The 26,237-nt window shown below is 60.2% G+C and carries 20 protein-coding genes; 7 read left to right on the top strand and 13 right to left on the bottom strand.

From position 1 onward, the window contains the following. Window positions 1-8 precede the first annotated feature (8 nt). The 13 genes from JFU37_RS17490 to JFU37_RS17430 form a co-directional block, all read right to left on the bottom strand. Entirely contained in the window at window positions 9-1,037 is a 1,029-nt protein-coding gene (locus JFU37_RS17490; RefSeq protein ID WP_201116779.1) for an HAD family hydrolase, read from the bottom strand. Beyond that, on the bottom strand, window positions 1,034-2,476 hold the full coding sequence (locus JFU37_RS17485) for a BatD family protein (protein WP_201116778.1): 1,443 nt from the start codon (window positions 2,474-2,476) through the stop codon (window positions 1,034-1,036). The genes JFU37_RS17490 and JFU37_RS17485 overlap by 4 nt, the downstream gene beginning before the upstream one ends. After that, window positions 2,473-4,053 (bottom strand): VWA domain-containing protein, encoded by a 1,581-nt coding sequence (locus tag JFU37_RS17480; protein WP_201116776.1) that lies wholly within the window; start codon window positions 4,051-4,053, stop codon window positions 2,473-2,475. The genes JFU37_RS17485 and JFU37_RS17480 overlap by 4 nt, the downstream gene beginning before the upstream one ends. A 1-nt stretch (window position 4,054) precedes the next feature. Further along, window positions 4,055-5,047: a vWA domain-containing protein gene (locus JFU37_RS17475; RefSeq protein WP_201116774.1), complete on the bottom strand. Its 993-nt coding sequence runs from the start codon at window positions 5,045-5,047 to the stop codon at window positions 4,055-4,057. Beyond that, window positions 5,034-5,630 (bottom strand): DUF4381 domain-containing protein, encoded by a 597-nt coding sequence (locus tag JFU37_RS17470; RefSeq protein WP_201116772.1) that lies wholly within the window; start codon window positions 5,628-5,630, stop codon window positions 5,034-5,036. The genes JFU37_RS17475 and JFU37_RS17470 overlap by 14 nt, the downstream gene beginning before the upstream one ends. Continuing rightward, on the bottom strand, window positions 5,627-6,562 hold the full coding sequence (locus JFU37_RS17465) for a DUF58 domain-containing protein (protein ID WP_201116770.1): 936 nt from the start codon (window positions 6,560-6,562) through the stop codon (window positions 5,627-5,629). The genes JFU37_RS17470 and JFU37_RS17465 overlap by 4 nt, the downstream gene beginning before the upstream one ends. Beyond that, a complete protein-coding gene (locus JFU37_RS17460) occupies window positions 6,559-7,539 on the bottom strand; it encodes an AAA family ATPase (RefSeq protein ID WP_201116769.1) in 981 nt (326 codons plus the stop codon). Before JFU37_RS17460 ends, JFU37_RS17465 begins: the two co-directional genes overlap by 4 nt. A 14-nt stretch (window positions 7,540-7,553) precedes the next feature. Further along, complete coding sequence (locus tag JFU37_RS17455; protein ID WP_201116768.1) at window positions 7,554-8,597, bottom strand: hypothetical protein; 1,044 nt, start codon at window positions 8,595-8,597, stop codon at window positions 7,554-7,556. Between the two features lie 13 nt (window positions 8,598-8,610). Continuing rightward, window positions 8,611-9,564, bottom strand: coding sequence for a SphA family protein (locus JFU37_RS17450; RefSeq protein WP_201116767.1), 954 nt, complete (start codon window positions 9,562-9,564; stop codon window positions 8,611-8,613). Window positions 9,565-9,576: 12 nt separating this feature from the next. Further along, window positions 9,577-10,989, bottom strand: a complete 1,413-nt coding sequence (locus JFU37_RS17445; RefSeq protein WP_446739577.1) for a DUF1254 domain-containing protein — start codon at window positions 10,987-10,989, stop codon at window positions 9,577-9,579. Window positions 10,990-11,042: 53 nt separating this feature from the next. Further along, on the bottom strand, window positions 11,043-11,246 hold the full coding sequence (locus JFU37_RS17440) for a hypothetical protein (RefSeq protein WP_201117163.1): 204 nt from the start codon (window positions 11,244-11,246) through the stop codon (window positions 11,043-11,045). A gap of 10 nt (window positions 11,247-11,256) precedes the next feature. Then, window positions 11,257-12,036, bottom strand: a complete 780-nt coding sequence (locus tag JFU37_RS17435; RefSeq protein ID WP_446739575.1) for a hypothetical protein — start codon at window positions 12,034-12,036, stop codon at window positions 11,257-11,259. 377 nt (window positions 12,037-12,413) lie between these two features. After that, window positions 12,414-12,839, bottom strand: a complete 426-nt coding sequence (locus JFU37_RS17430) for a YciI family protein (RefSeq protein ID WP_201116757.1) — start codon at window positions 12,837-12,839, stop codon at window positions 12,414-12,416. A gap of 347 nt (window positions 12,840-13,186) precedes the next feature. Here JFU37_RS17430 and tpx point away from each other — a divergent pair, with 347 nt between their 5' ends. From tpx to JFU37_RS17395, 7 genes are all read left to right on the top strand, one after another. Next, a complete protein-coding gene (gene tpx, locus JFU37_RS17425; RefSeq protein ID WP_201116754.1) occupies window positions 13,187-13,687 on the top strand; it encodes a thiol peroxidase in 501 nt (166 codons plus the stop codon). Between the two features lie 178 nt (window positions 13,688-13,865). Continuing rightward, window positions 13,866-15,182, top strand: a complete 1,317-nt coding sequence (locus tag JFU37_RS17420; protein WP_201116752.1) for an MdtA/MuxA family multidrug efflux RND transporter periplasmic adaptor subunit — start codon at window positions 13,866-13,868, stop codon at window positions 15,180-15,182. Then, complete coding sequence (locus JFU37_RS17415; RefSeq protein ID WP_201116750.1) at window positions 15,179-18,283, top strand: MdtB/MuxB family multidrug efflux RND transporter permease subunit; 3,105 nt, start codon at window positions 15,179-15,181, stop codon at window positions 18,281-18,283. The genes JFU37_RS17420 and JFU37_RS17415 overlap by 4 nt, the downstream gene beginning before the upstream one ends. Continuing rightward, on the top strand, window positions 18,280-21,387 hold the full coding sequence (locus tag JFU37_RS17410) for an efflux RND transporter permease subunit (RefSeq protein ID WP_201116748.1): 3,108 nt from the start codon (window positions 18,280-18,282) through the stop codon (window positions 21,385-21,387). Before JFU37_RS17415 ends, JFU37_RS17410 begins: the two co-directional genes overlap by 4 nt. After that, the gene (locus tag JFU37_RS17405) at window positions 21,384-22,865 is read left to right on the top strand and encodes an efflux transporter outer membrane subunit (RefSeq protein WP_201116745.1); all 1,482 of its coding nucleotides are present in this window, start codon (window positions 21,384-21,386) and stop codon (window positions 22,863-22,865) included. The genes JFU37_RS17410 and JFU37_RS17405 overlap by 4 nt, the downstream gene beginning before the upstream one ends. Before the next feature lie 243 nt (window positions 22,866-23,108). Then, on the top strand, window positions 23,109-25,190 hold the full coding sequence (locus JFU37_RS17400; protein ID WP_201116743.1) for a putative bifunctional diguanylate cyclase/phosphodiesterase: 2,082 nt from the start codon (window positions 23,109-23,111) through the stop codon (window positions 25,188-25,190). Window positions 25,191-25,409: 219 nt separating this feature from the next. Continuing rightward, window positions 25,410-26,156 carry an SDR family oxidoreductase gene (locus tag JFU37_RS17395; RefSeq protein WP_201116741.1) on the top strand — a complete coding sequence of 249 codons (747 nt, stop codon included), beginning with the start codon at window positions 25,410-25,412 and terminating at the stop codon, window positions 26,154-26,156. Window positions 26,157-26,237 lie beyond the last annotated feature (81 nt).

Below are 26,237 nucleotides of genomic sequence, written 5' to 3'. Positions count from 1 at the left end.
ACGCTTTTTTATTGCACTTGCTCGGGAGTGGCTGTCTCGAACGGATAGATCCGGCGCCATTCGGCGGCCATATCCACGATAGTCCAGCCACGGGATTTTGCTTCGTCCAGGGCCTTGTCCAGACGGCCGATGTCGGACTGTCGGTCGTAGGCCCATTCGCGTTTGGCGTCGGTGTGATGCACCAGCCCCATGAATCGTTTGCCTGGCCCTGCTGCGGTCCACTGCAGCATTTGCAGGTCGCCATCGGAGTTGCCGAAAGCAAGGATCGGGCGCTTGCCGATCACCGCGTCGATGCTCTCGGGTTTGCCTGGGCCGTCGTCGTTGTGCGCCAGTTTGGGGGTGCGCACGATCGACGCTTTGCCGTCCTTGTATTCGAACGCCGTGACAAACGTGGTGCCGATCACTTGCTCCGGCGGGATGCCATAGACCTTCTCGGCGAAAGCGCGCATGAACGCGGTGTCCCCGCCAGAAACGATGTAGGTCTTGAAGTCCTGGCTGCGCAGGTAGTCGAGCATTTCCAGCATCGGCTGGAAGATCATCTCGGTGTAAGGCTTGCCGGTCTTCGGATGCTTGGCCTGGCTCAGCCAGGTCTTGGCGTAGTCATCGAAGGCTTCGGTGGTCATGCCGGTGTGGGTTGCACCGAAAATTTTCATGATGCCGCCCATGCCGGAGGCGGCCAACGCCTTGTGATCGTTTTCCAGAACGGCCTTGAACGGCTGGGTAGTTGTCCATTCCGGGTGCTGAGGCGCGGTGCGCTTGACTTCTTCCAGGGCAAACAACAGTTCGAAGTACATCGGCTGCTCGCTCCACAAGGTGCCGTCGTTGTCGAATACGGCGATGCGGTCAGCGGGTTTGACGAAGTCCTTGCTGCTTTGATCGGTGACGGCCTGGACGAACTCGATGATGTTCTTTTTCGACGGGCCGTCGTTCCACGAAGGTAATGGCTCGGCGGCCAGGGCCAACAGTGGCAGGCTCAAGGCCAGGGCCAAGAGCAGTTTCAGCACGTGACGTGGGTGGTTTGCTATCGGGTTCGTCATGGCAAGTCCTTTTCATAAACGGGATTGAGTGGTCGTAGCGCGGGCGTGCTTGAAACCGTGTTGCGTTGGGCCTGACTGTGCAGCGTAGCCAAGGAATTCTTGAGTTGCCCCAGCGCCTGATCTTCATTGGGAACACGGCCGTAGCAGGCGCGCAGAAGCGCTTGCAGACGTGGCCCGAAGTTGTTCAGTTTCAGGCCCATGCGGCTGCGTCTGGCCCAGAGGTACAGCGCGCTCAGTTGTGCAGGTTTGCCATCGAGTTGCGCCGGTATTTGCCGCCAGGCGTAGTCGGCGGATTGCAGCCAGGCGTCGTGTCGAGCACGGCGACGGGCCTGGGCTGCAAGGTGCACACGCTGAATCAGCGGACGGATAAACCAGCCGAGCAGCGCCAAGACCAACAGCAACGCCACGATGATCAACCCCTGCCCGGAAAGGCGCAGACGGCTTTGCTGGCCCAGTTTTTTCAGGTCTTCAGTGATCGAGAACACCGGCCGATAAGCGCTGTTGAGCACCGCGTCGAAAGTCACTGCCGGCACGTTAGCGGTTCGGGTCTGTTGGGAACTGGCATCCCACCATTTCAACTCGATGGCCGGCAGGTTGTGGCGGCCTTCGGTGTCGATCCGGTAAGTCGCGGTGTCAATGCGTTGGCCACCGTTGAAGTTGCCACGGCCGTCATCCAGATTACTGATCTGCGGGCTTTTCGGATAACAGCTCAAACCGCTGACGTCCCCCAGTGACGGCGTTGGCAGCGACATCGCCAACGCTCCATCGGCCTGAAGTGTCAGTTGCCGGGTGACGCTGTCGCCCACCTTCAAGGGGGTCGCCGAGTTGACGACTTTTTGGGTGAAGCGCAGTTCTTGTGCCACCAGCACTGGCTCTCCAGGTTTGAACCCCGGCGGTTGCGCGGCGGAGAAGTGCAGCGGCTGGCTCTGCGCGCTGAGCTCGGCCGTGGCCTGGCCCGGTGTGGCATGCACCGTCAGCGGCGGAATGTCGAAACCCTGCGCCAGATTCGGGGTGATCCGGTAGCTGTAGCGCATGCCGTTGAACGACTTGCCGTCGAGTGTCTGATTAATGTGCTCAGCGTGGCCGTCCGGTGGCAGGACCAGCGCACCGGGCAACGTCAAGTCGGGCAGGGCGGGGGCGTCGGTGAACCAGCTGTCGGTGAGAACGTCGAGTTGCAGTTCGAGGATGCCACCGACCATGGCCGAGTTGGCGGGTTGCAGGTGGGACTGGACCCGTAGTTCAGGTTCGGCGGCGAGGGTGGCGGTGGTGATGAGGCACAGGAGTAAGGCTGTATATTTTTTGGTGAATGATCTACCGCCTTCGCGAGCAAGCCCGCTCCCACAGTAGACCGAGTCGTCCAGGTGGACGCGGTCCAATGTGGGAGCGGGCTTGCTCGCGAAGGCCGCGGCTCGGTTCAACAGTCTGTTCAAACAGGTCATGGCTTACTCTCCGCCTGATCCTGCAAACTGAATTTCTGTTTCAGGAACTTCGCCGGCGAAGTGCTCAAGTTCTGCAACCACAGTTCATCCGAAGCAGCCTGCTCGGTCTGCACCGGTTTGCTCTGGCCTTTGCCGGGTGCCTTGTCCATTTTGATTTCGTCAGGTTTGACCTTCGGCGCATTCTGCTCGGCGCTTTCGGTGTCCTTCTGTAAGGCCACCGCCAAGGCCAGATTGGCCGTGGCCTCAGGGAACTGCGGCTGCAACTTCAGCGCCTGGGTATAGGCCGCGATGGCCTGATCGAACTTGAAGCGACGCACATAAATGTTGCCCAGGTAGAAATACGCCTGCGGTGTGTCCAGCCGCGCAAAACTCGCCAGGGCCAGGTCGAAATCGGCAGCGTTGTAGGCCGCGATGCCTTTCCAGTACGGATCGACAAAATGCGCAGCGGCCTGGGGGAAATGCTCATGCTCGAACGCCCAGCGACCTTGCTGGTCCGGGGTGAAAAACGCGTCGGCTAGCGCATTGGCTTCAGCCGGCGCCGGCTGCAAGCCAATACCCAGTGCCAGCAACATTCCGGCCATCCAGTTCAGGCTCCAACCCTTGCGCACGCTGAAGAAAGCCAGCAGCAGTAACGGCCAACACAGCCAGTACCCGGCGTCCTTCCAGTGCAACTCGCGCTGTTCATCGCTGGCGCTCTGGAAATGCTGCTGGGCGTGCAATTCGATCCAGTCCAGATCGTCGTTATCGAGCGTCAAGCTACCCAATGGCGCGTCTACCGCCGAGGCCAGTTGCTTGAGGGCAGCCTGATCAAAACTGCCAAGTACCGGACGACCGTTGCTATCGGTGCGCGGCTGACCGCTGGCGTCGCGGATGATCCCGCCGTCCTCGCTGCCGACCGCCAGGATCAGCACTTGCAACGCGCCGTCGCTCAGTTGTTTGTCCAGGCCGTTGAGCTGCGAAACGTCGGCGCCGTCGGTGATCAGCAGCAGGGTGCCCGGGGTCTTCTCGGCGGCCAGCAGGCGTTTGGCTTGATCGATCACGGCGCCGACATTTTTCCCCGGTTTACCGATCAGGTCGGTGCTCAGTGCCTGAATGAAGGTGTCGAGTAGCGCCGGGTCGTCGGTCGCCGGTAGCACCAGGTGCGCACTGCCGGCATACGCGATCAGCGCGTTACGAGCACCGGCGCGGCGCTGGATCAGGTCGTGGAGCTTGTGCTTGGCCGCTTCCAGGCGACTTGGCTGCACGTCGCTGGCGTCCATCGATGGCGACAGGTCGATGGCAATAATCAGCGGCGCACGGTTTTCCAGAAAGTCCGGACGATCCTGTTCCCAGGTCGGGCCGGCAGCGGCGACGGCGCCCAGCAATAACAGCGCGCAGACCAGATGCACCGGCCTCAGCCGTTGGTGGTCCTGCGGCGTAATCAACAAATGCGGCAACAGGTGCTCGGCAATGTTACTGCGCAAGCGCCGTTGCACGTCGCGGCTGCGGCGCCAGAGCACCGGGAGCAACGCGGCGAACGGCACCAGCAATAGCCAGAACGGGCGCAGGAAATGGAAATCGCTGAAGTTGATCTCCATCTCAAGCCTCCTGCCGCTGACGCGCGAGTGTCAGGTGCGGCCGAAGCAGGGCGCCCAGGTGATACAGCGCGAGCAAGCCAATGGCAGCGCCAAGTGGCCACCAGAACAGGTCCTTTTTCGGCTGATGACTGAGGGTTTGCACCTGATGCGGGGTCAGCGTGTCGAGTGTGCTGTAGACCTGATCCAGAGCGTTGCGGTCCTCGGCACGGAAGAACTTGCCGCCGGTGGCTTCGGCAATCTGCTGCAAGCCTTGCAGGTTGACCCTGGCTTCCCCTTGCGCCGTCGGGTCACCGATACCGATGGTGTGAATCACCACGCCTTTGGCAGCGGCCATGGACGCCGAGTGATCCGGGGTGATGGCGCTGCTGGTGTCGTTGCCGTCGGTGAGCAGGATCAGGACTTTTTCCCGTTCGTGAGCCTGGTCGAGCAGTTTCAGGCTTAGCCCGATGGCGTCACCGATGGCGGTATTGGGGCCGGCCATGCCGATGCCGGTGTCATCGAGCAACAGCGACAGGCTGGCGTGATCCAGCGTCAACGGCGCCTGCGGATAAGCGCCGCTGCCGAATACGATCAGGCCCAGGCGATCATCTTTGCGTTTGTCGATAAAGCCGTGGACCACGTCCTTGACCGCGGCCAGACGATTGATCTTTTGACCGTTGGCGTCGGTGAAATCGGTGGTTTCCATCGATTGGGAAATGTCGATGGCCAGCATCAGGTCGCGCACCGGTTGCTGGTGTTCGATGGGTTTTTCCACGAGCACCGGTCGGGCCGCCGCCAACAGCAACAGTGCCCAAACCAGCAGATTGAGCAGCAGCTGCCAGTGATTGCTGCGAGTACCGGCCTGGCTCGGGGTCTGGCCGACCGCGCGGCTCATGGCCCCGAAAAACGGCACACGCACGGCGCTGCGAGCCTCACGGTAATCGGGCAGGTAGCGATAGCCCAACCAGGGCAACGGCAGCAACAGTAACAGCCACGGGTAATCAAGCTGCCACATGGTGACGCTCCACCCAGCATTTGCAGGTAGCGAAAAGCGCTTGGCGTTTATCGCTTGGCAGGGCTCGCAACGTTGCATCCGGCGCGTAGGCCAGTTGCGCCAGTTGCTGACTGAAATCGGCAGGCAAGGGCTGTGAGCAATGCCGCACCAGAAACGCCTGCCACTCCTCACCCCCCAATGCACCAACTCCCCCCTGTGGGAGCGGGCTTGCTCGCGAAGACGGACGTCCATTCAACATTGATGTCGACTGACCCACCGCTTTCGCGAGCAAGCCCGCTCCCACATTGTTTGTATTCCAATTCAGGGATGGCATCGACAGGGCTACGCGCTTGAGCAGCTCAGGCAATTCGCGCAATGCGTTCAACTCGTCACTGCGTTTTTGCAACTGTTCCAACCGCACCAACGCCTCGCGTCGATAACGATCCCGCCGCCATTGCCAGTAGCGCCGTGCCCCCACCCACAACACCACGCCAACCAGCACCGCCAGTAGCACCCACCAACCCCACGTCTGCGGCGCATAGCTGACCGGTGCGGGCAGGGCTATTTCCTTGAGTTGATCGATGCTCGGAATGTTCGGGTTCATCGCCGACCTCCACCGAGCTTGCCCAGCTCCGCCCGCAATTGTTCCTGGGCATCGGTCGCGGTGCTGAACATCATCAGCGGCACCTGACTGCGCCGCAGCAGCGTCGCCACGTCCTTCAGCCGGCCGCTGAGAAAATCGCCAAGTGGCTGGTGAACGCTGCGCTGCTCCACGGCCAATTCCACCTGCAACTGGCCTTGGGTGACAAGTAAGCGGCCGTTCTTCGGCAGGTTCAGCGCCAACGGGTCATAGACCTGCATGGCGATGACGTCGTTGTGCGTCGCCAATTGCCGCATCAACTGCAAGGTGCGCTCGCCGGCGCCGGCAAAGTCGCTGACGATGCAGACCAGGTGATCGTGGCCCGCCACCGCCAGGCAATGCTGCAAGACTTTGTCGAGTTGATCTTCGCCCTCGGCGTCCGGGTTCGCTGCGTTCAGCGCCTGATTCTGCTCAGCGATACGGCTGCACAGCGCTTCAATCCGTTTGCGACTGCGCAATGGGGCAATCGCGTCGATACGTGAATCGTTGAACACCAGCCCACCGACTCGATCGCCCGCGTTGAACACAATCCATGCTGCCAAGGCACCGAGTTCAGCCGCAATGGCGGATTTAAAACTGCGTTGCGAGCCAAAGAACATCGACATGCGTTGATCCACCAGAATCAACGCCGGACGATCGCGCTCTTCGGTGAAGGTGCGAACCACCGGTTTACCGGTGCGCAGCGAGGCGCGCCAGTCCAGGTGGCGCAAGTCGTCGCCCGGCTGATAGCGGCGCAGCTCATCGAAATTCAAGCCCCGGCCACGCAGCCGCGAAGCATGGTTGCCGGCGAGGATGCTGCCTTGCGGCTGGCGGGCCAGAAAGCTCAGGTCACGGGCCTTGAACTCCAGCGCCATCAATTGCGCCAGAGAGACGTACACCAGACCGTCGGTCATCATGCGGGGATTGCTACCTTGTCGAGCAGACGGTCAAGCACCTGATCGGCCGTCACGCCGTCGGCGACCGCGTCGTAGCTCAGCTGCAAGCGGTGACGCAGCACCGGATGCACCACCGCGCGCACGTTGTCCGGCGACACAAAATCCTGCCCTTGCAGCCAGGCATCGGCGCGGGCGCAACGGTCCAGGCCGATGCCGCCGCGTGGACTGGCGCCGATGGCGATCCAGCGACCGAGGTCGGCGTCGTAATTGGCTGGGTGGCGGGTGGCGTTAATCAGGTCGATCAGGTAGCGGTCGATGGCCGAGGACACGTGCACGGCGCTGACTTCACGGCGCGCCGCGAAAATCACCTCCTGGGACAGCGCGAAACCTTGCACCGCAGCGGTTTTAGCGCCGAGCGCCTGTTCTTCTTCGCGCAATAGCCGCAGCACCTGGCTCTCGTTTTCTGCGCTCGGGTAATCCAGCAAGACTTTCATCAGGAACCGGTCCATCTGCGCTTCCGGCAGCGGATAAGTGCCTTCCTGTTCAATCGGGTTCTGTGTCGCCAATACGATGAACAGCTCGGGCAGTACATGGCTGTTGCCGGCCACGGTGATTTGCCGTTCTTCCATCGCTTCGAGCAACGCGGCCTGTACCTTGGCGGGTGCACGGTTGATTTCGTCGGCCAGAATCAGATTGCCGAACAGCGGGCCGGGCTGGAACTGAATCTCGTTTTTGCCATCGATTTGATGCAGCACCTCGGCGCCGGTGATGTCCGAAGGCAGCAGGTCGGGCGTGAACTGGATACGGCTCATCTTCGCGTCCAGGTGCTTGGCCAGCGCTTTCACCGTGCGAGTCTTGGCCAGTCCCGGCAGGCTCTCCAGCAGCAAATGCCCGTTGGCCAGCAGGCCAAGGACAATCTGCCGGATAACCTGATCCTGGCCGAGTACGGCTTCGGCGATGCTGGCTTGCAGGGCGTTGAGGTCATTAAGTGCGGTCATGGGCAACACCTTGCTCAGAACATAAAGGTCGGAATGACTGGAACGAACGACAAGCGGAAATTCCAGCGGCTGCTGATCAGGTCGTCCGGATGAATCGCCGAATACTGAATCTCCCCGGAAATCCGTACTGGGAGCTTGCCGAAGTTAAAGATCCGTCCGGCACCGAGGCCGATCGGGAACGTGACCTTGTTGCCGCTTTCAGCCTTCCAGTTGACAGTGACGTTCGGCGTCATGCCGACCCGCCATTGCTCCGGGCCGGGAATGCTGCGCTGGATAAAGTACTGAATGTTGGTCAGGCTCACGTCCTTGCGCTTGCTGTCGCCCGCCACCGACCACCAGTGTTGCGGGAACACGCCAAGGGTCCAGTCTTCGCCCAGATAGGCGGCGACGAACGCTGGGCCGAGGGCGTATTTCCCGGTGCCCAACACGTCTTCTTCCGCGGTGGGAAACATCGCCGTCGGGCCGAAGCCCCAGACCAACTTGCCGCCTCCGGCGAAGCGAACCGGTTCCTTGGGCGAGAACACCCCGACGTAGGCCAGGTCACCGAAACCGCTGGTGCGGTCGAACGGGTCCTGGACCACCGACGCAAAGTCGCCACGGTCGCTCAAGATCTCGTTGGGGCCCATCCCGATCAGGTTGCCGGCCCGGTGATTGACCGGGGCGCTGACGTAGCTGACGGGCAGGCGGTTGATCAGGTTCCAGTCTTCGCTGACGGAAATCGGGAAGGTCGGCATGAAACTGTATTTGCCCAGCATGCGTGTGCCGTTGCTGTTCGGGCCTTTGAGCGCGGTGTAGTCGAACTGGTTGAACAGCAGCACCAAATTGCCGACCGGATTGTCCATCAGCTTGGCAATCTGTTCCGTGGAGGGTTCGCAGCCAGCGGCCACGACCTTTTTCAGGTCGATGTCGAAATCCTGTTGCAGTTGATGGCACGTCTCGGGATCACCCTTAACGAGCGGTTGCGCCGGGGTGCTGCCGAGCGCGGGCAAGTCGCCGCTGGCGCAGGCGAACCCGCTGAACAACACGCTGCATAAGGACAATCTGGAACTGATGGCCATCCCTGGTCACCCCCTAGAAAAACGCTAACGTGAGGTTAACCGCAATACCGTTGCCTTCAGGCCGGTCCTTGGTGTCGAACTCGGGCACCCAACGCGCGTTGACGCTGGCCTGGGCATCGTTGAACTTACCGGCCCAGCCAACGAACGGACCGGCACCCACAGAACGGCCACGAAAGCCATTGAGCGTGTCAGCGGTATCACCTTTGTCGTCGGTAATCTGCTGGACATAACCGCCGACAAGGCCGGCGCTCCAACCGTTGCCGAAACCGTGGGTCCAGAGGGCATCGAGGGTGAAGATGTCGCCGTTACGGTAATCCGTAGCGTCGTTTTCGGTGTAGAACTCCAGCCCGCTCGATAGCGTGAATTCGCCCCCTTTGCCGTCCAGGTGGGTGAAGGCAACGGTTGGCATGAAGGTGTAGGTGTTCTGCCCCGGATTGGCCAGACGATTTTCGTTATACGCGCCGGTTGGCACGTAGATCGGCAGGGAGAACGAGATGTGGTTCACTTCATCGAAGTGGTAGCCAGCGGCAATCGGCGTCACCAGCATGTCGGCAAACTGCGTGCCGGTGTCTTCGGTGCCGAGGGTCCGACCGCGAGGGCCGGTAATGTTGATGGACACATCGGTGTACTGCACCGGCACGCCGATGGCCGATGCATAGTTCCAGCGACCCTTGCCCGTATCCCAGACATGGGTGAAGTTGGCCATGGTGTAAGAGACTTTCATGTCCAGATCCATTCCGATGTCACCGGAAATTGGCGCGCCCTTGCTGCCCTTGAGACTGCCGTCATACCAGATGCTGGTGAAGGACGTGACCCAGCCAGGTTCCGGCGGCACGATCCCGGCATTGGAAAACACTTGCTGGCCGGTGATTGGCCGGCCGACGCCACCCTCGGTTGCGAGCACCAAGGGGCTTGCCCCGATCACACACAGGGCCAGTAAAGGACGTACTGCAAAAGGCTTGACCATGACTGATTCCGCTTACTGTTTTTGTGGGTTGACGGGGGTCAGCAACGGCATTTGCCATTGGCCGTTGGTGACTTCCGGTTTTGGCAGGTACAAGCGCAGAACGCCATAGAACGGACCGTTCGGTGCCGGCAGCCAATTGCTCTGCAAGTCCTTCGCCGGTGCCTTGTGCTGTACGTACAGCGTCAGGCCGCCGTCTGCATCGAACTTGAGGTTTGGCAACATCCGCGAGTTGATCAGGTAGCGATTGAGCGGATTGGCCACCAGCAACTTGTTCTTGCCGTCGTACATCGTCAGCGACCAGAACGCGTCAGCCGGGGGCAGGGCGCCCTTGTCAAAATGCAGGGTGTAATCGTTTTTCGAGGCGTCGACCGGTTGGCCATTCTTGTCAACGAAGTAGCCAATGTAATTCGCTTCTTCGGCGGAGTTGCCAAAGATCCCCATGTTGGCGCCGGCGTAGCGATACAAGTAGTTGCCGTTGAGGTGGTCGCGCGTACCAAAGAAGTCACCGCTGGTGACCTGGTGGCTATCGACTTTGTCTTTTTTGAACTGGGCGAATTCGGCTTTGGCATCGCTGATACCGTCTTCCAGGGCCTTGCGCTGCTCGGCCGTGAGTTCGCTGAGTTTGAACGGCTTGCCGGCTTCAATGCCGATTTTGGCGAAGCGCCCGAGCAGGTCCTTTTCAGCGTCCTGCGCCGGGGCGAACGACAACATGAAGTTCAGGTAGCGAAACAGATCCGGGGTTTCGCTCATGGTCGGCGTGGGTTTTGGCCAGTCGATCTTCGGCGCCGCCGGCGGGGCCTTCTGTTTGACGTAGTGGCTCAGCGTTTCGACTTTGTAGCCTTTTTGGATCTGCTGAACCTTGGCCAGGTCTTTTTCATCGAACAGCTGCGTGCGATACAGCGCGTAGGCGATGTTGCTTTCGCTGCGCAGCAAGCGGTCCATTTCAACCGGTTGCTGACCCTGCCAATTCGGCCCGGCGATCATGAAATGGCCGCCGTTGTTGCCGGTACTGCGGGTGCCCAGATAGGCAAAGTTCTGCGTATAGGCATCGATCAATTGCACCGAGTAGTAGCGGTGTTCTTCGATGGGCGGCAGTGTCAGCACAATCGGTTCGGCGCGCAGGTCCATCCACACAAATGAGTAGGGCGTGTCGGCGTTCGGTGTGACAAACGCGGTGTCCTTGGCGGTAAACGCCTTGGCGGTGTTGCCGATCTGGTTGAACGGCGCCTTGAAGTTCGGGCTCTTCTTGTCCACGGCCTGGGTGTAGAGGGTCTTGTACATCTCCACCACCGGGAAGCCATACAGGTAGGCTTCCTTGGCGATACCCCGGGCTTCTTCCGGGGTGGCGGTGAAATTGGCCCAGGCGCTGGTGCTCAGGGCGAGCGAGAGTGCGGTGAGCATCAGGCGTGGCGTTTTTTCAAACAACATGTCGAATCCTTTTCAAGTAGTGCCTGCGGTGTGCCTGATCCTGGGGTACTTCACGGGGCAAGCCCATCGCCACCTGGCTTGTCGCGGAGCGCTTCCTGCCATTGGGCGTGGAGCTTGGCAATCGACTCATGGGCCGGTAGTTCGCTTTCCATCGCGATCTTGCCGATCCGGGTATCGAGGTCCTGAGCACCGACGCCACAGCTGACAAACATCGTCATCAGGCTGAAGCCAGCTGCGCGAATTGCACCGTGCATAAAAAGCTCCTTATTTACCGAAGGTGAAGTTGATGCCGGCGAACAGCGTGAACTGCGGCTGCGCATCGCCTTTGTGCTCGACGGTCCACTGCGGTTCGATGAAGGCGTTGAGGATATTGGAACCGGATTTCCAGACTTTGCCACCACCCAAACCGAGTGGGATGTAGTGGGTGTCGTTCTTCAGGTCGAAGGTCCAGGTGCCCGTCGAGCGCAGGTACCAGCCTTCGGCCAGGTTATGAATGATGAAAGGCTGCAGGGTCGCGGATTCGACGTGAGCGCGATCATGGTCTCCCGCGAACGAGCTCTGGTACTGGACCAGGGCGCCCAGCAGGCCGCGAGGCGACGAGTCGATGGCAACTGCTGACAGGCCTGCCTGCCACTTGCCGGTGCCCAGCTCGTCCTGCTCGGCGGTGGGCGCGGTGATTTGTGGCCCGATACCCAGCTGAACGCCGTCAGTCTTGACCAGGAAAATATCGAACAGGTTCAGATCGCCGATGCCGGTGCTGTAACCGTTGTGTGGGTCGGGGCGAGTGCTGATCGGCAGGGTGGCGCGCAGTAATTGCGGGACGCCGATGAAATCGTTGGGGGCTATCGGCAGGGTGCCGCGCAACAGGGCATCATTGGTATGGGCGTTGGAATCGAACAGTTTCGGCGTGTAGTAGTCCTGAAGGTTGGCACCAGGGGCTACGTTCAGCGGGTTGTTGCTTTTGTTGGCGGTCTCGGCGTTATCGGCTTGCGCGCAAAACACAGGCGCAATAATAGTCGCCAACAGACAGGCGTGCATCCCCATTTTACTCGACATGATTCCCCGGTTCCTTGGTGACTCATTGGACGATTCGGCTCTTATCTTTGGCCGTTACTGCGTAATCGCTTTTGTATCAAGCCTGTAGGACGCATCTGTTGAAGCTAGCAGCTAGCCACGGGTTAGCCAGTCGAAGGCACTAATTCTTTCGTTTTGTGTGCAGGTTCTCGTTATTTTTTGTGTACTGAAAAGTTAATTAAGATTAATGGGTTGCACGCGATATCTGTTTTCCTGTCGAGAAGATGTCGTCGGTCATTACGCATTCGCGAGCAGGCTCGCTCCCACATTTGATTGTTGCCGTACACGCATTTTGTGCCCACAGAAAATCAGTGTAGGAGCGGGGTGCCCGCGCAGGACTTAGATACTCAACACTTTTTCCCTTGCCCGAACACTCGTTCTTCCTGCTCCCGAAGTTCCGGCGTGAACTCGGCACCGAAATCTTCCATCTCAAACACTTGGCGAATTTCGATCTCAGGCTCGGTGCCGGGCATCGGGTTGGGACAGCGCTTGACCCACTCAATGGCTTCCTCTTTCGACTTCACCTGCCACAGCCAAAAGCCGGCGATCAGTTCCTTGGTTTCGGCGAAAGGGCCGTCGGTCACCGAGCGTTTGTCGCCGGAGAAACGCACGCGGGCGCCTTTGCTGCTGGGGTGCAGGCCTTCGCCCGCGAGAAGGATGCCGGCCTTGGCCAGTTCTTCGTTGTAATTGCCCATTGCGGTCAGCAGTTCCTCGCTGGGCATTACACCGGCCTCGGAGTCCTGGCTGGCTTTGATGATGATCATGAATCGCATGGTTGCTTCTCCGCTGGATTTGAATGATTCACTGTCTAGTCGAATGACCGCTGCCTGAATCGACAGTGCGGATAACGAAAGTTAGCTAAAATTTTCTGCAACCCCGTACTCCTGTAGGAGCTGCCGCAGGCTGCGATCTTTTGATTTTTAGCCCTGAGGGCACTGAAGATCAAAAGATCGCAGCCTGCGGCAGCTCCTACCGGGTTTTGTGTTGGCAGTCGGGGTTGTATCCAGTTTATGCGGCGAGACTTCACAATTTGTATCTGAGCATAGGTCGTCGGGCCATTTCGTGGTTAACTTCGGCCTCGTCAAAATTCTCTACATCAACGTTCAGAAGGACTCCGTTCATGGCTCAAGTCACTCTTAAAGGCACCCCGGTTCAAGTCAACGGCCAACTGCCAAAAACCGGTTCCAAGGCTCCAGCCTTTTCCCTGGTTGCTGGCAATCTGTCCGACGTGACCCTGGCAAACTTCGCCGGCAAGCGCAAAGTGCTGAACATTTTCCCGAGCATCGACACCCCGACCTGCGCCACGTCGGTTCGCAAGTTCAACGCGCAAGCCAACGACGTCGCCAACACCGTGGTGCTGTGCATTTCCGCTGACCTGCCGTTTGCTCAAGCCCGTTTCTGCGGCGCTGAGGGTCTGGAAAACGTACAGAACCTGTCGACCCTGCGCGGTGCCGAGTTCATCGAAAACTACGGCGTGGCGATTGCCGATGGTCCGCTCAAAGGCCTGACCGCCCGTGCTGTTGTGGTACTGGACGAAAACGACACTGTGCTGCACAGCGAACTGGTCAGCGAAATCGGTCAAGAACCCAACTACGAAGCCGCGCTCTCCGTTCTGAAATAAGCGCAGTTTTACAATTGTTAACGGCCTGGCCCTGTCCAGGCCGTTTTCATTTGTGATTCAGTGTCTTGGATAAACATCCTGTTACGTAAGCCGAAGGTAAATTGCCGGTAAAGGCGCTTTGCTTAAGAGCCGCCAGTGCTTATCGTTCAGCCTCATGTAAAAGTAGCCCACGCGCCCAATGGTTGATCATTCAATGCAATCCTCCGCTTCCCGTAATCCCCGTCGCTGGCTGTTTGGCCTGCTTGTCCTGTTGGTCATCGCAGGTCTGTGCTGGAAATTCTGGCCCGCAGGCAGCAGCCATAAAGAGGGTACAGGGCAAAAAGCCGTCGCCGGACACACCGGCAGGGCGGGGGGAATGCGTCCGGGGTTCGGCGGGGCGACCGGGCCGGTCCCGGTGCGTGTGGCACCCGCGATCAAAGGCGACTTTGCGCTGTACTACAAGGCGCTGGGCACCGTCACGGCGCTGAATACCATCAATGTGCGCAGCCGTGTTGGCGGCGAATTGATGAAGATCTCCTTCGAAGAAGGACAAATGGTCAAGGCGGGCGACTTGCTGGCTGAAATCGACCCACGTCCTTACCAGAACGCCTTGCTTCAAGCCGAAGGCACGTTGTTGCAGAATCAGGCGCAATTGAAAAACGCGCAGGTCGATGTCGAGCGTTATCGCGGCCTGTATCGCGAAGACAGTATCGCCAAGCAGACCCTGGACACCGCCGAAGCACTGGTGGGCCAATATCAGGGCACGGTCAAGACCAATCAGGCAGCGGTCAACGACGCCAAGCTCAATCTCGAATTCACCCAGATCCGCGCACCGATTTCCGGACGTGTGGGCCTGCGTCAGCTGGACGTTGGCAACCTGGTGGCGGCCAACGACACGACCGCGCTGGTGATCATCACCCAGACCCAGCCAATCAGCGTGGCGTTCACCTTGCCGGAAAACAGCCTGGAAACCGTGCTGGCCCGTTATCGCTCCGGCGCAAAGCTGCCGGTGGAAGCCTGGGATCGCGGCGACATGAAATTGCAAGCGACCGGCGTATTGCAGAGCCTGGATAACCAGATCGACGTCACCACGGGCACGCTGAAATTCAAGGCGCGTTACGAAAACCGCGATCAGTCGTTGTTCCCTAATCAATTCGTTAACGTCCACCTGCTGGCCGACACCCTCAAAAACGTCGTGCTTGCGCCCTCGGCAGCGATCCAGTTCGGCACCAACGGTACCTTCGTCTATGCGCTGGACGGTGACAAGAAGGTCACGATCCGTCAGTTGAAAGTCGGCGCCAGTGACGGCAATAACACGGTGATTGTTGAAGGCCTGGCCCCCGGTGACCGGGTAGTCCTGGAAGGCACTGACCGCCTGAAAGAAGGCAGCGACGTCGAAGTGGTCAACGACACCAAGGACGTACCGACGACCCCGACCGGCCACCTGCAGGGCAAGTCGGCAGCCAGCGGGACTGAGCCAGCGACCACCGACAAGGCGAAAAAGGGCGGCGCATGAACATCTCGCGGCTGTTCATCCTTCGCCCGGTTGCCACCACCCTGAGCATGCTGGCCATTGTGCTGGCCGGCATCATCGCTTATCGCCTGCTACCCGTGTCGGCGTTGCCTCAGGTCGACTACCCGACCATCCGCGTCATGACGCTCTATCCCGGCGCCAGCCCGGATGTGATGACCAGTGCCGTGACCGCCCCCCTTGAGCGGCAGTTCGGGCAGATGCCCGGCCTGACTCAAATGGCCTCGACCAGTTCGGGCGGCGCTTCGGTGCTGACCCTGCGTTTCAGCCTTGACATCAACATGGACGTCGCCGAGCAGCAGGTGCAAGCCGCGATCAACGCCGCGACCAATTTGTTGCCCAAGGACCTCCCAGCGCCGCCGGTGTACAACAAGGTCAACCCGGCGGACACCCCGGTGCTGACCCTTGCCATTACGTCCAAGACCATGCTGCTGCCCAAACTCAACGATTTGGTCGACACCCGCATGGCGCAAAAAATCGCCCAGATCAGCGGCGTCGGCATGGTCAGCATCGCCGGCGGGCAACGTCAGGCCGTGCGAATCAAGGTCAACCCCGAAGCCCTCGCGGCCAACGGCCTGAACTTGTCGGATGTGCGCACCTTGATTGGTGCGTCCAACGTCAACCAGCCCAAAGGCAACTTTGATGGCCCGACCCGGGTCTCGATGCTGGATGCCAACGACCAGCTGACCTCGCCCCAGGACTACGCCAACCTGATCCTCGCCTACGCCAAGGGCGCGCCATTACGACTCAAGGATGTGGCAGAGATAGTCGACGGTGCCGAGAACGAACGCCTGGCGGCCTGGGCCAACGAAAACCAGGCTGTGCTGCTGAACATTCAGCGTCAGCCCGGCGCCAACGTTATCGAGGTGGTCGACCGGATCAAGGCCTTGCTGCCGAGCATCACCGACAACCTGCCGGCCGGCCTCGACGTCACGGTCCTCACCGACCGGACCCAGACCATTCGTGCCTCGGTCACCGACGTGCAACACGAATTGCTTATCGCCATCGCATTGGTGGTGATGGTCACGTTCCTGTTCCTGCGGCGGGCCAGCGCCACGATCATCCCGTCGGTGGCCGTGCCGTTGTCGCTGATTGGCACCTTCGGCGTGATGTACCTCGCGGGTTTCTCGGTCAACAACCTGACCTTGATGGCCCTGACCATCGCCACCGGTTTCGTGGTGGACGATGCGATCGTGATGCTGGAGAACATTTCGCGATTCATCGAAGAGGGCGACAGCCCCTTGAACGCGGCGCTCAAGGGCGCCAAGCAGATCGGTTTTACCCTGATTTCCCTGACCCTGTCGCTGATTGCGGTACTGATACCGCTGCTGTTCATGGCCGACGTGGTAGGGCGCCTGTTCCGCGAATTTGCCATCACCCTGGCGGTTGCGATCCTGATTTCCCTGGTGGTGTCCCTGACCCTGACGCCGATGATGTGCGCGCGTTTGCTCAAGCGAGAACCCAAGGAAGAAGAACAGGGCCGTTTTTACCGCGCAAGTGGTGCTGCAATTGATTGGATGATCGCGGCTTACGGGCGCAAGTTAAAGTGGGTTCTCAAGCGTCAACCGCTGACTTTGCTGGTGGCCGTCGGCACCCTGGCACTGACCGTGTTCCTTTACACGGTCGTGCCCAAGGGCTTCTTCCCCGTGCAGGACACCGGCGTGATTCAGGGCATTTCCGAAGCGCCGCAGTCGATTTCCTTTGCAGCGATGAGCGAGCGTCAGCAAGCACTGGCCAAGGTAATCCTCGCTGATCCGGCCGTTGAAAGCCTGTCGTCCTACATCGGCGTCGACGGCGACAACTCGACGCTCAACAGTGGCCGCTTGCTGATCAACCTCAAGTCCCACAGCGCCCGCGACTTAAGCGCGACCGCAGTGATTGCCCGCCTGCAACCGGAACTCGACAAACTGGTCGGCATCCGCCTGTTCATGCAGCCGGTGCAGGACCTGACCATCGAAGATCGGGTCAGCCGCACGCAGTACCAGTTCAGCATGTCATCGCCGGACTCGGAATTGTTGAACCTGTGGAGCGGTCGTTTGGTGGAGGCATTGGCCCAGCGGCCTGAGCTGACCGACGTCGCCAGCGATTTGCAGGACAAGGGTCTGCAGGTCTACCTGGTGATCGACCGCGATGCGGCGTCGCGGGTCGGCGTGTCGGTATCGAACATCACCGATGCGCTGTACGACGCCTTCGGTCAGCGGCAGATTTCCACCATCTACACCCAGGCCAGCCAGTACCGCGTGGTCCTGCAATCGCAGTCCGGCGAGAAAATCGGCCCCGGTGCGCTGAACCAGATCCACGTCAAGACCACCGATGGCGGGCAGGTTCGCCTGTCGAGCCTGGCGCACGTCGAGGAGCGTCAGGCGCAATTGGCGATTACGCACATTGGCCAGTTCCCGGCCGTGATGATGTCGTTCAATCTCGCCCCCGGCGTGGCGCTGGGGCAGGCGGTCGAGATCATCGATCAGGTGCAGAAGGACATCGGCATGCCGATTGGCGTGCAGACCCAGTTCCAGGGGGCGGCCGAAGCGTTCCAGGCGTCGCTGTCGAGTACCTTGCTGCTGATTCTGGCGGCGGTGGTGACCATGTACATCGTGCTGGGCGTGCTCTACGAGAGCTACATCCACCCGATCACCATTCTCTCGACCTTGCCCTCGGCAGCGGTTGGCGCCTTGCTGGCGTTGCTGTTGAGCGGCAATGACCTGGGGATGATCGCGATCATCGGCATCATCTTGTTGATCGGTATCGTGAAGAAAAACGCGATCATGATGATCGACTTCGCCCTCGACGCTGAGCGCAATCAGGGCATCGACCCGGAGACGGCGATCTATCAGGCGGCGCTGTTGCGTTTCCGGCCGATCCTGATGACCACGCTGGCGGCATTGTTTGGTGCGGTGCCGTTGATGCTGGCGACCGGGTCCGGTGCGGAACTGCGCCAGCCGCTGGGTCTGGTGATGGTCGGCGGTTTGTTGGTCAGTCAGGTGCTGACGCTGTTCACCACGCCCGTGATCTATCTGTATTTCGACCGCCTCGGCCGGCGCTGGGGCCGCAAGTCTGAGTCCGTGGAAGCGGTAGAGCAGCCATGAACCTCTCCGGACCTTTCATCAAACGCCCGGTCGCGACGATGTTGCTGAGCCTGGCGATCATGCTGCTGGGCGGCGTGAGCTTCGGCCTGCTGCCAGTGTCGCCGCTGCCACAAATGGACTTCCCGGTGATCGTGGTTCAGGCCAGTCTGCCCGGCGCCAGCCCCGAGGTGATGGCCTCGACAGTGGCGACACCGCTGGAGCGATCCTTCGGCGCCATCGCCGGGGTTAACACCATGAGCAGCCGGTCCAGCCAGGGCTCGACCCGGGTGATTTTGCAGTTCGACCTCGACCGCGACATCAATGGCGCGGCGCGGGAAGTGCAGGCGGCGATCAACGCCTCGCGCAACCTGCTGCCGAGCGGGATGCGCAGCATGCCGACCTACAAGAAGGTCAACCCGTCCCAGGCGCCGATCATGGTGCTGTCGCTGACGTCCGATGTGCTGGAAAAGGGCCAGCTCTACGATTTGGCCTCGACGATCCTGTCCCAGAGCCTGTCCCAGGTGCAGGGCGTCGGTGAAGTGCAGATCGGCGGCAGCTCCTTGCCGGCGGTGCGTATTGAGCTCGAACCGCAGGCGCTCAGCCAGTACGGCGTGGCGCTGGACGATGTACGCAACACCATTGCCAATGCCAACGTGCGTCGGCCCAAGGGTTCGGTCGAAGACGACCAGCGTTTGTGGCAGGTTCAGGCCAATGATCAACTGGAAAAAGCCAAGGATTACGAGTCGCTGATCATTCATTACAACGGTGGCGCGGCGCTGCGGTTGAAGGATGTGGCCAAGGTCAGTGACGGCGTTGAGGACCGCTACAACAGCGGCTTCTTCAACGATGACGCGGCGGTGTTGCTGGTGATCAACCGTCAGGCCGGCGCCAACATCATCGAGACGGTCAACGAGATCAAGGCCCAATTGCCAGCATTGCAGGCCGTGCTGCCGGCCAGCGTCAAACTGAACCTGGCAATGGACCGCTCGCCCGTGATCAAGGCCACGCTGCACGAGGCGGAAATGACGCTGCTGATTGCCGTGACGCTGGTGATTCTGGTGGTGTTCCTGTTTCTCGGTAACTTCCGCGCCTCGCTGATTCCTACCCTCGCGGTGCCGGTGTCTCTGGTGGGCACCTTTGCGGTGATGTACCTCTACGGCTTCTCGCTGAACAACCTGTCGCTGATGGCGCTGATTCTAGCCACCGGGTTGGTGGTGGACGACGCCATCGTGGTGCTGGAGAACATTTCACGGCACATCGACAAAGGCTTGCCGCCGATGAAGGCCGCGTACCTCGGGGCTCAGGAGGTCGGCTTTACGCTGCTGTCGATGAACGTCTCGCTGGTGGCGGTGTTCCTGTCGATCCTGTTTATGGGCGGGATCATCGAAAGCCTGTTCCGTGAATTCTCCATTACGCTAGCCGCGTCCATCGTGGTGTCGCTGGTGGTCTCGTTGACGTTGACGCCGATGCTCTGCGCCCGCTGGCTCAAGCCGCATACGCCGGGTCAGGAAAACCGCCTGCAACGCGCGAGTCAGCGAGCCAACGAATGGCTGGTGGGCAAATACGCGACCAGCCTCGACTGGGTGCTGCGCCACCGGCGCCTGACGTTGCTCAGCCTGTTCGTGACAATTGGCGTTAATATTCTTTTGTATGTTGTTGTTCCTAAAACATTTCTACCTCAACAGGACACCGGTCAGTTGATCGGGTTCGTGCGCGGCGACGATGGCCTGTCGTTCAGCGTGATGCAGCCGAAAATGGAAACGTTCCGCCGTGCCGTGCTCAAGGACGACGCAGTGGAAAGTGTCGCCGGCTTCATCGGTGGCACCAACGGCACCAACAACGCCTTCATGCTGGTGCGTCTGAAGCCGATCAAGGAACGCAACCTGTCTGCGCAGAAAGTCATTGAGCGGCTGCGTAAGGAAATGCCCAAGGTCGCCGGTGCGCAACTGATGTTGATGGCGGATCAGGACCTGCAGTTTGGTGGCGGTCGCGAGCAGACCACGTCGCAGTATTCCTACATCCTGCAAAGCGCTGACCTTGGCGAGTTGCGCCAGTGGTACCCGAAAGTCGTGACCGCGCTCAAGGCCTTGCCGGAGCTGACCGCGATCGATGCCCGCGAGGGACGCGGTGCGGCACAGGTGACCCTGATCGTCGATCGGGATCAGGCCAAACGCCTGGGCGTCGACATGAACATGGTGACTGCCGTGTTGAACAACGCGTACAGCCAACGGCAGATTTCGACGATTTACGACAGCCTTAACCAGTATCAGGTGGTGATGGAGGTCAACCCGAAATACGCCCAGGACCCGATCACCCTTAAACAGGTTCAAGTGATCACCGCTGCTGGCGCACGGATTCCGCTGTCGACCATCGCCCATTACGAAAACAGCCTGGAAGATGATCGCGTCAGCCATGAAGGCCAGTTTGCCTCCGAGAGCATTTCCTTCGACATGGCCGAAGGCGTGACCGTGGAGCAGGGCACTGCCGCCATCGAGCGGGCGATTGCCCGGCTCGGCATGCCGGAAGACGTGATCGTGAAAATGGCCGGTACCGCCGATGCCTTCGCCGCGACTCAAAAGAGCCAGCCGTGGATGATTCTCGGCGCGCTGGTGGCGGTGTATCTGGTGCTGGGTGTGCTGTATGAAAGCTACATTCACCCGCTGACGATTCTGTCCACCTTGCCGTCGGCCGGTGTCGGCGCATTGCTGTCGATCTACGCGTTGGGCGGCGAGTTCAGCCTGATCTCATTGCTGGGGCTGTTTTTGCTGATTGGCGTAGTGAAGAAGAACGCGATCCTGATGATCGACCTTGCGCTGCAACTCGAACGCCATCAAGGCCTGGCACCGCTGGAGTCGATTCGCAGTGCTTGTTTGCAACGTTTGCGACCGATTCTGATGACCACATTGGCGGCGATCCTCGGCGCGGTGCCGTTGCTGCTTAGCCGTGCCGAAGGCGCGGAAATGCGCCAACCGCTGGGCCTGACCATTATCGGCGGGCTGATCTTCAGCCAGGTGCTGACCCTTTACACCACCCCGGTGGTTTACCTCTATCTCGACAAACTGCGCCATCGCTTCAATAGATGGCGTGGGGTGCGTACCGATGCTGCTCTGGAAACTCCGCTATGACTGACCGTTCGCTTATCAATCTGGCCACCCCGTTGACTGCGGCTCGGGGTTCGCGTTTGCTGAGCCTGGCGCTGTGCGTGGCGATGCTCAGTGCGTGCGCTGTTGGCCCGGACTATCAGCGCCCGCAAGCCGCCGCCCCGGCGCAATACAAGGAAGCGGCAGGTTGGCGTCAGGCCAGTCCGAGCGATTCCCTTGCACGCGGTGCCTGGTGGGAGCTGTACGGCGATCACCAACTCAATGGCCTGATCGAGAAACTCAACAGCGCCAACCAGACGGTCGCCCAGTCCGAAGCGCAATACCGCCAGGCCCAGGCCTTGGTGCGCAGCGCCCGCGGTGCATTTTTCCCGACCGTGGACCTGACGGCCGGGAAAAATCGTTCCAGCCAGGGCACCGGTAGCAGCAACTCAAGCCTGACCAGTTCTTCCAGTGGCATTCGCAACACTTACACCGCGCAGGCCGGCGTCAGTTGGGAGGCCGATGTCTGGGGTAAATTGCGCCGAGGGCTCGAAGCCGACACCGCCAACGCCGAGGCGAGTTTTGCCGATCTGGCAGCGATGCGTCTGAGCCAGCAATCGGAACTGGTGCAGAACTACCTGCAATTGCGGGTCATCGATGAACAGAAGCGTCTGCTGGAGGCGACGGTCGAGGCCTATCAACGTTCACTGACCATGACCGAAAACCAGTACCGCGCCGGTGTCTCCGGTAAAAACGCGGTGGCTCAGGCCCAGGCTCAGCTCAAAGGCACTCAAGCTGACCTGGTTGACCTGATCTGGCAGCGTGCCCAGTTCGAGAACGCCATTGCCGTTCTGATCGGGCTGGCTCCGGCCGAGTTCCGTCTGGCCGAAATCCGCGACATCCCGGCGTTACCGCAGATTCCGCTGAGCCTGCCTTCGCAGCTGCTGGAACGGCGCCCGGACATCGCCTCCGCCGAGCGCTCGGTGATGGCCGCCAACGCCAATATCGGCGTGGCCAAGGCTGCCTACTACCCGGATCTTACGCTGAGCCTGAACGGTGGCTATAGCAGCAGTACGTATGCCAACTGGTTCAGTCTGCCGAACCGCTTCTGGTCGGTAGGGCCGCAATTGGCCATGACCCTGTTCGACGGCGGCCAGCGTTCGGCGGAAGTCGACCGCAGCGAAGCGGCTTACGACGAAACCGTGGCCAAGTACCGCCAGACCGTGCTTGACGGCTTCCGTGAAGTGGAGAATTTTCTGGTCCAGCTCAAGGTGCTGGAAAATGAATCCGAAGTGCGCCAGCAGGCACTGGATGCGGCACGTGAATCCTTGCGTTTGACCCAGAACCAGTACAAGGCCGGACTGATTGCTTATCTCGATGTGGTGGTGGTTCAGGCCACGGCGTTGAGCAACGAACGCAACATGCTGGACCTGCTGCAAAGTCGCCTGATTGCCAGCGTGCAATTGATTGCGGCATTGGGTGGTGGTTGGGATGGGGCGTTGCAGATGAGCGAAAACCCGTAACAACTGACGCCGCCCCATTGTAGGAGCTGCCGAAGGCTGCGATCTTTTTGGGGCCGCAGAGAATCAAGATCAAAAGATCGCAGCCTGCGGCAGCTCCTACAGGGATCGATGGGCAATCAAACAAGTGTTTCATCAGGTTGATGGCCTTTTGATGATTTTGTCAGTGCGTTCTTTTGCGCAATCAGTACAATCGCCGCATTTGCCCCCCTGGAAGCCGTACGGCGGGCGTTTACGAGAAGTCCCATGCTCATCGGTAGCTATTCCTCCACGCTGGTTGTCATCTCGCTGTTTGTAGCGATTCTTGCCTCCTATACCGCGCTCGACCTGACCGGGCGCATCGCCACGGCCAAGGGGCGGGCGGTGCATTTGTGGACGGCGGGCGGTGCGTTTGCGATGGGGGTCGGCGTGTGGTCCATGCATTTCATCGGCATGCTCGCGTTCAAATTGCCCATCGACCTTGGTTACGACCTCAGCATCACGGTGCTGTCGCTGCTGATCGCGATTCTGTCCTGCGGCTTTGCCCTGTGGCTGGTCAGTCAGCCACGACTGCCTGCCTGGCAACTGGCGTTCGGCGCGCTGACCATGGGCGCCGGTATCAGTGCCATGCATTACACCGGCATGGCGGCCATGCGCATGCAACCGGGCATCGATTACGATCCGACACTGTTCGGTGCGTCGCTGCTGATCGCGGTCGGCGCGTCGGGCGCGGCGTTATGGATCGCTTTCCGGTTGCGTCAGCACACGCCTTATGTCGGCCTGATCCGCGGCGGCGCGGCGGTGGTAATGGGCTTCGCCATCGTCGGCATGCACTACACCGCCATGGCGGCGGCCCGCTTCCCGGACGGCAGTTTCTGTGGTGCGGCCATCAACGGCCTGAACGGCAAGGGCCTGGACACCCTGGTGCTGATCACCACACTGGCGGTGTTGAGCATTGCCTTGCTGACCTCGATTCTCGATGCGCGTCTGGAAGCTCGTACCTCCAGCCTTGCCCATTCGTTGACTGAAGCCAATCGCGAGCTGACCCAACTGGCCTTGCACGACACCCTGACCGGCCTGCCGAATCGGGTATTACTGGCCGATCGCATCGATCAAGCGATGTCGAGGGTGCAGGAGCAGGGCGGCTGTTTTGCCTTGATGTTCATCGATCTGGACGGTTTCAAACCGGTCAACGACGCCTTCGGTCATCACATGGGCGATCAGTTGTTGCGCGAAGTCGGCCTGCGACTGCGTGAAGATTTGCGTAGCCAGGACACACTTGCGCGAATCGGCGGCGATGAGTTTGTGCTGCTGGTGCAACTCGGCGAACAGAACGACGCATTGAGCCTGGCGGCCCGTCAGGTCGGGTTGATCGCGCGCTCGTTCCAGGTCGCCGAACATGACTTGCAGATATCTGCCAGCGTGGGCATCGCGCTGTATCCGGGCAATGGCCAAACCGCCCAGGAACTGCTAATGAACGCCGACGCGGCGATGTATCACGCCAAGGGCACGGGCAAAAACGGTTACAGCTTCTTTGACGCTTCGATGAACAGCAACGCGCGCAAACAACTGCAATTGCTGCAAGACTTGCGCGCTGCCCTCGAACAACAACAGTTCAGCCTCCATTACCAGCCCAAGTTCGACGCCAGCAACGGCCGGCCGGTGGGCGCCGAGGCGTTACTGCGCTGGGAGCATCCAACCCGAGGCATGTTGCTGCCAGACAAGTTCATCGAACTTGCAGAGAAAACCGGGCTGATCATACCGATTGGCGAGTGGGTGCTTAACGAAGCCTGCCGTCAGATGCGTGAGTGGTATGTACTCGGCTATACCGACTGGCGCATCGCGGTGAACCTCTCGGCCTTGCAGTTCTGCCACATCGGTTTGGTCCAGAGCGTTGCCAAGGCACTGGCCACTCATCATCTGCCAGCCAACAGCCTGACGCTTGAAATCACCGAAACCACCGCCATGAGTGATGCCGATGCGAGCATGACGGTGCTTCAGGAGCTGTCGGAAATGGGCGTTGACCTTTCCATCGATGACTTTGGTACCGGCTATTCGAGCTTGATGTACCTCAAGCGCCTGCCGGCCAACGAGCTGAAAATAGACCGGGGTTTTGTTCGCGATCTGGAACGTGACAGCGATGACGCCGCCATCGTTTCCGCCATTGTTGCCCTCGGCCAGGCGTTAGGTTTGCGAATTGTCGCCGAAGGCGTGGAAACCGACGTTCAGCAGGACTTCCTGACCCAACTCGGGTGCGATTCGTTGCAGGGCTACCTGCTCGGCCACCCACTGCCGGCCGACCGGTTCATGGTGGATATTCTTCGTGCAGAACGTTTGGTGACGGCTTAAAGATTCCTGTAGCAGCTGCCGAGCTGCGCGAGGCTGCGTCCGGCGGCGCAGCCGTCGTAAACTGGAGTACCAGATCCTCCTGAAACACCACGCAGTCCGATTTCACGCCGCCGAACGCAGCCTCGCGCAGCTCGGCAGCTGCTACGGTCCATGCAAAAACCGGCAATGGCGGTTATTCTTTGCCCCGACAGCTTACGCTTGGAATGGGGGAACGCTCACATGGACAAAGTCATCGTCATCACCGGTGGCAGCCGCGGCATCGGCGCTGCCACAGCCCTGTTGGCCGCCGAACAAGGCTATCGGATCTGTATCAACTATCTGGCTGATGAACAGGCTGCGCAGCGTGTGCTGGAACAAGTCCGCGCCTTGGGTGCCCATGCCATCGCGGTACGTGCCGACGTCAGCATCGAAGACGAAGTGATCGGTATGTTCCATCGTGTGGACACTGAACTCGGCCGGGTCACGGCACTGGTGAATAACGCCGGCACCGTGGGGCACAAGTCGCGGGTCGACGAAATGTCCGAATATCGCATTCTGAAAATCCTTACAACCAATGTCCTGGCGCCGATCCTCTGCGCCAAGCACGCGATCCTGCGCATGTCGCCCAAGCATGGCGGGCAGGGCGGTAGCATCGTCAATGTGTCGTCGGTCGCCGCGCGCCTGGGCGCGCCCGGTGAATACGTCGACTACGCCGCGTCCAAAGGTGCGCTCGACACCTTTACCATCGGCCTGTCCAAGGAACTGGCCGGCGAAGGCATTCGCGTCAACGCCGTGCGGCCGGGTTACATCTACACCGACTTCCATGCGTTGAGCGGTGATCCGGATCGGGTCAGCAAGCTAGAGTCGGCGATTCCAATGGCCCGGGGTGGCCGGCCGGATGAAGTGGCGGAGGCGATTGTGTGGTTGTTGTCGGACAAGGCTTCTTATGCGACGGGTACGTTTGTTGATCTGGGTGGTGGGCGTTAGTCCTCAAGATTTGCGTTGTCTGTTATGGCCCCTTCGCGAGCAAGCCCGCTCCCACAGTTGATCGCATTCCCCTGTGGGAGC

Origin of the sequence: Pseudomonas sp. TH41, from assembly GCF_016650695.1 — a bacterium.
Taxonomy (GTDB): domain Bacteria; phylum Pseudomonadota; class Gammaproteobacteria; order Pseudomonadales; family Pseudomonadaceae; genus Aquipseudomonas.
Note: the sequence above shows the minus strand (reverse complement) of the source record. Positions and strands in the feature narration are given on the sequence as shown.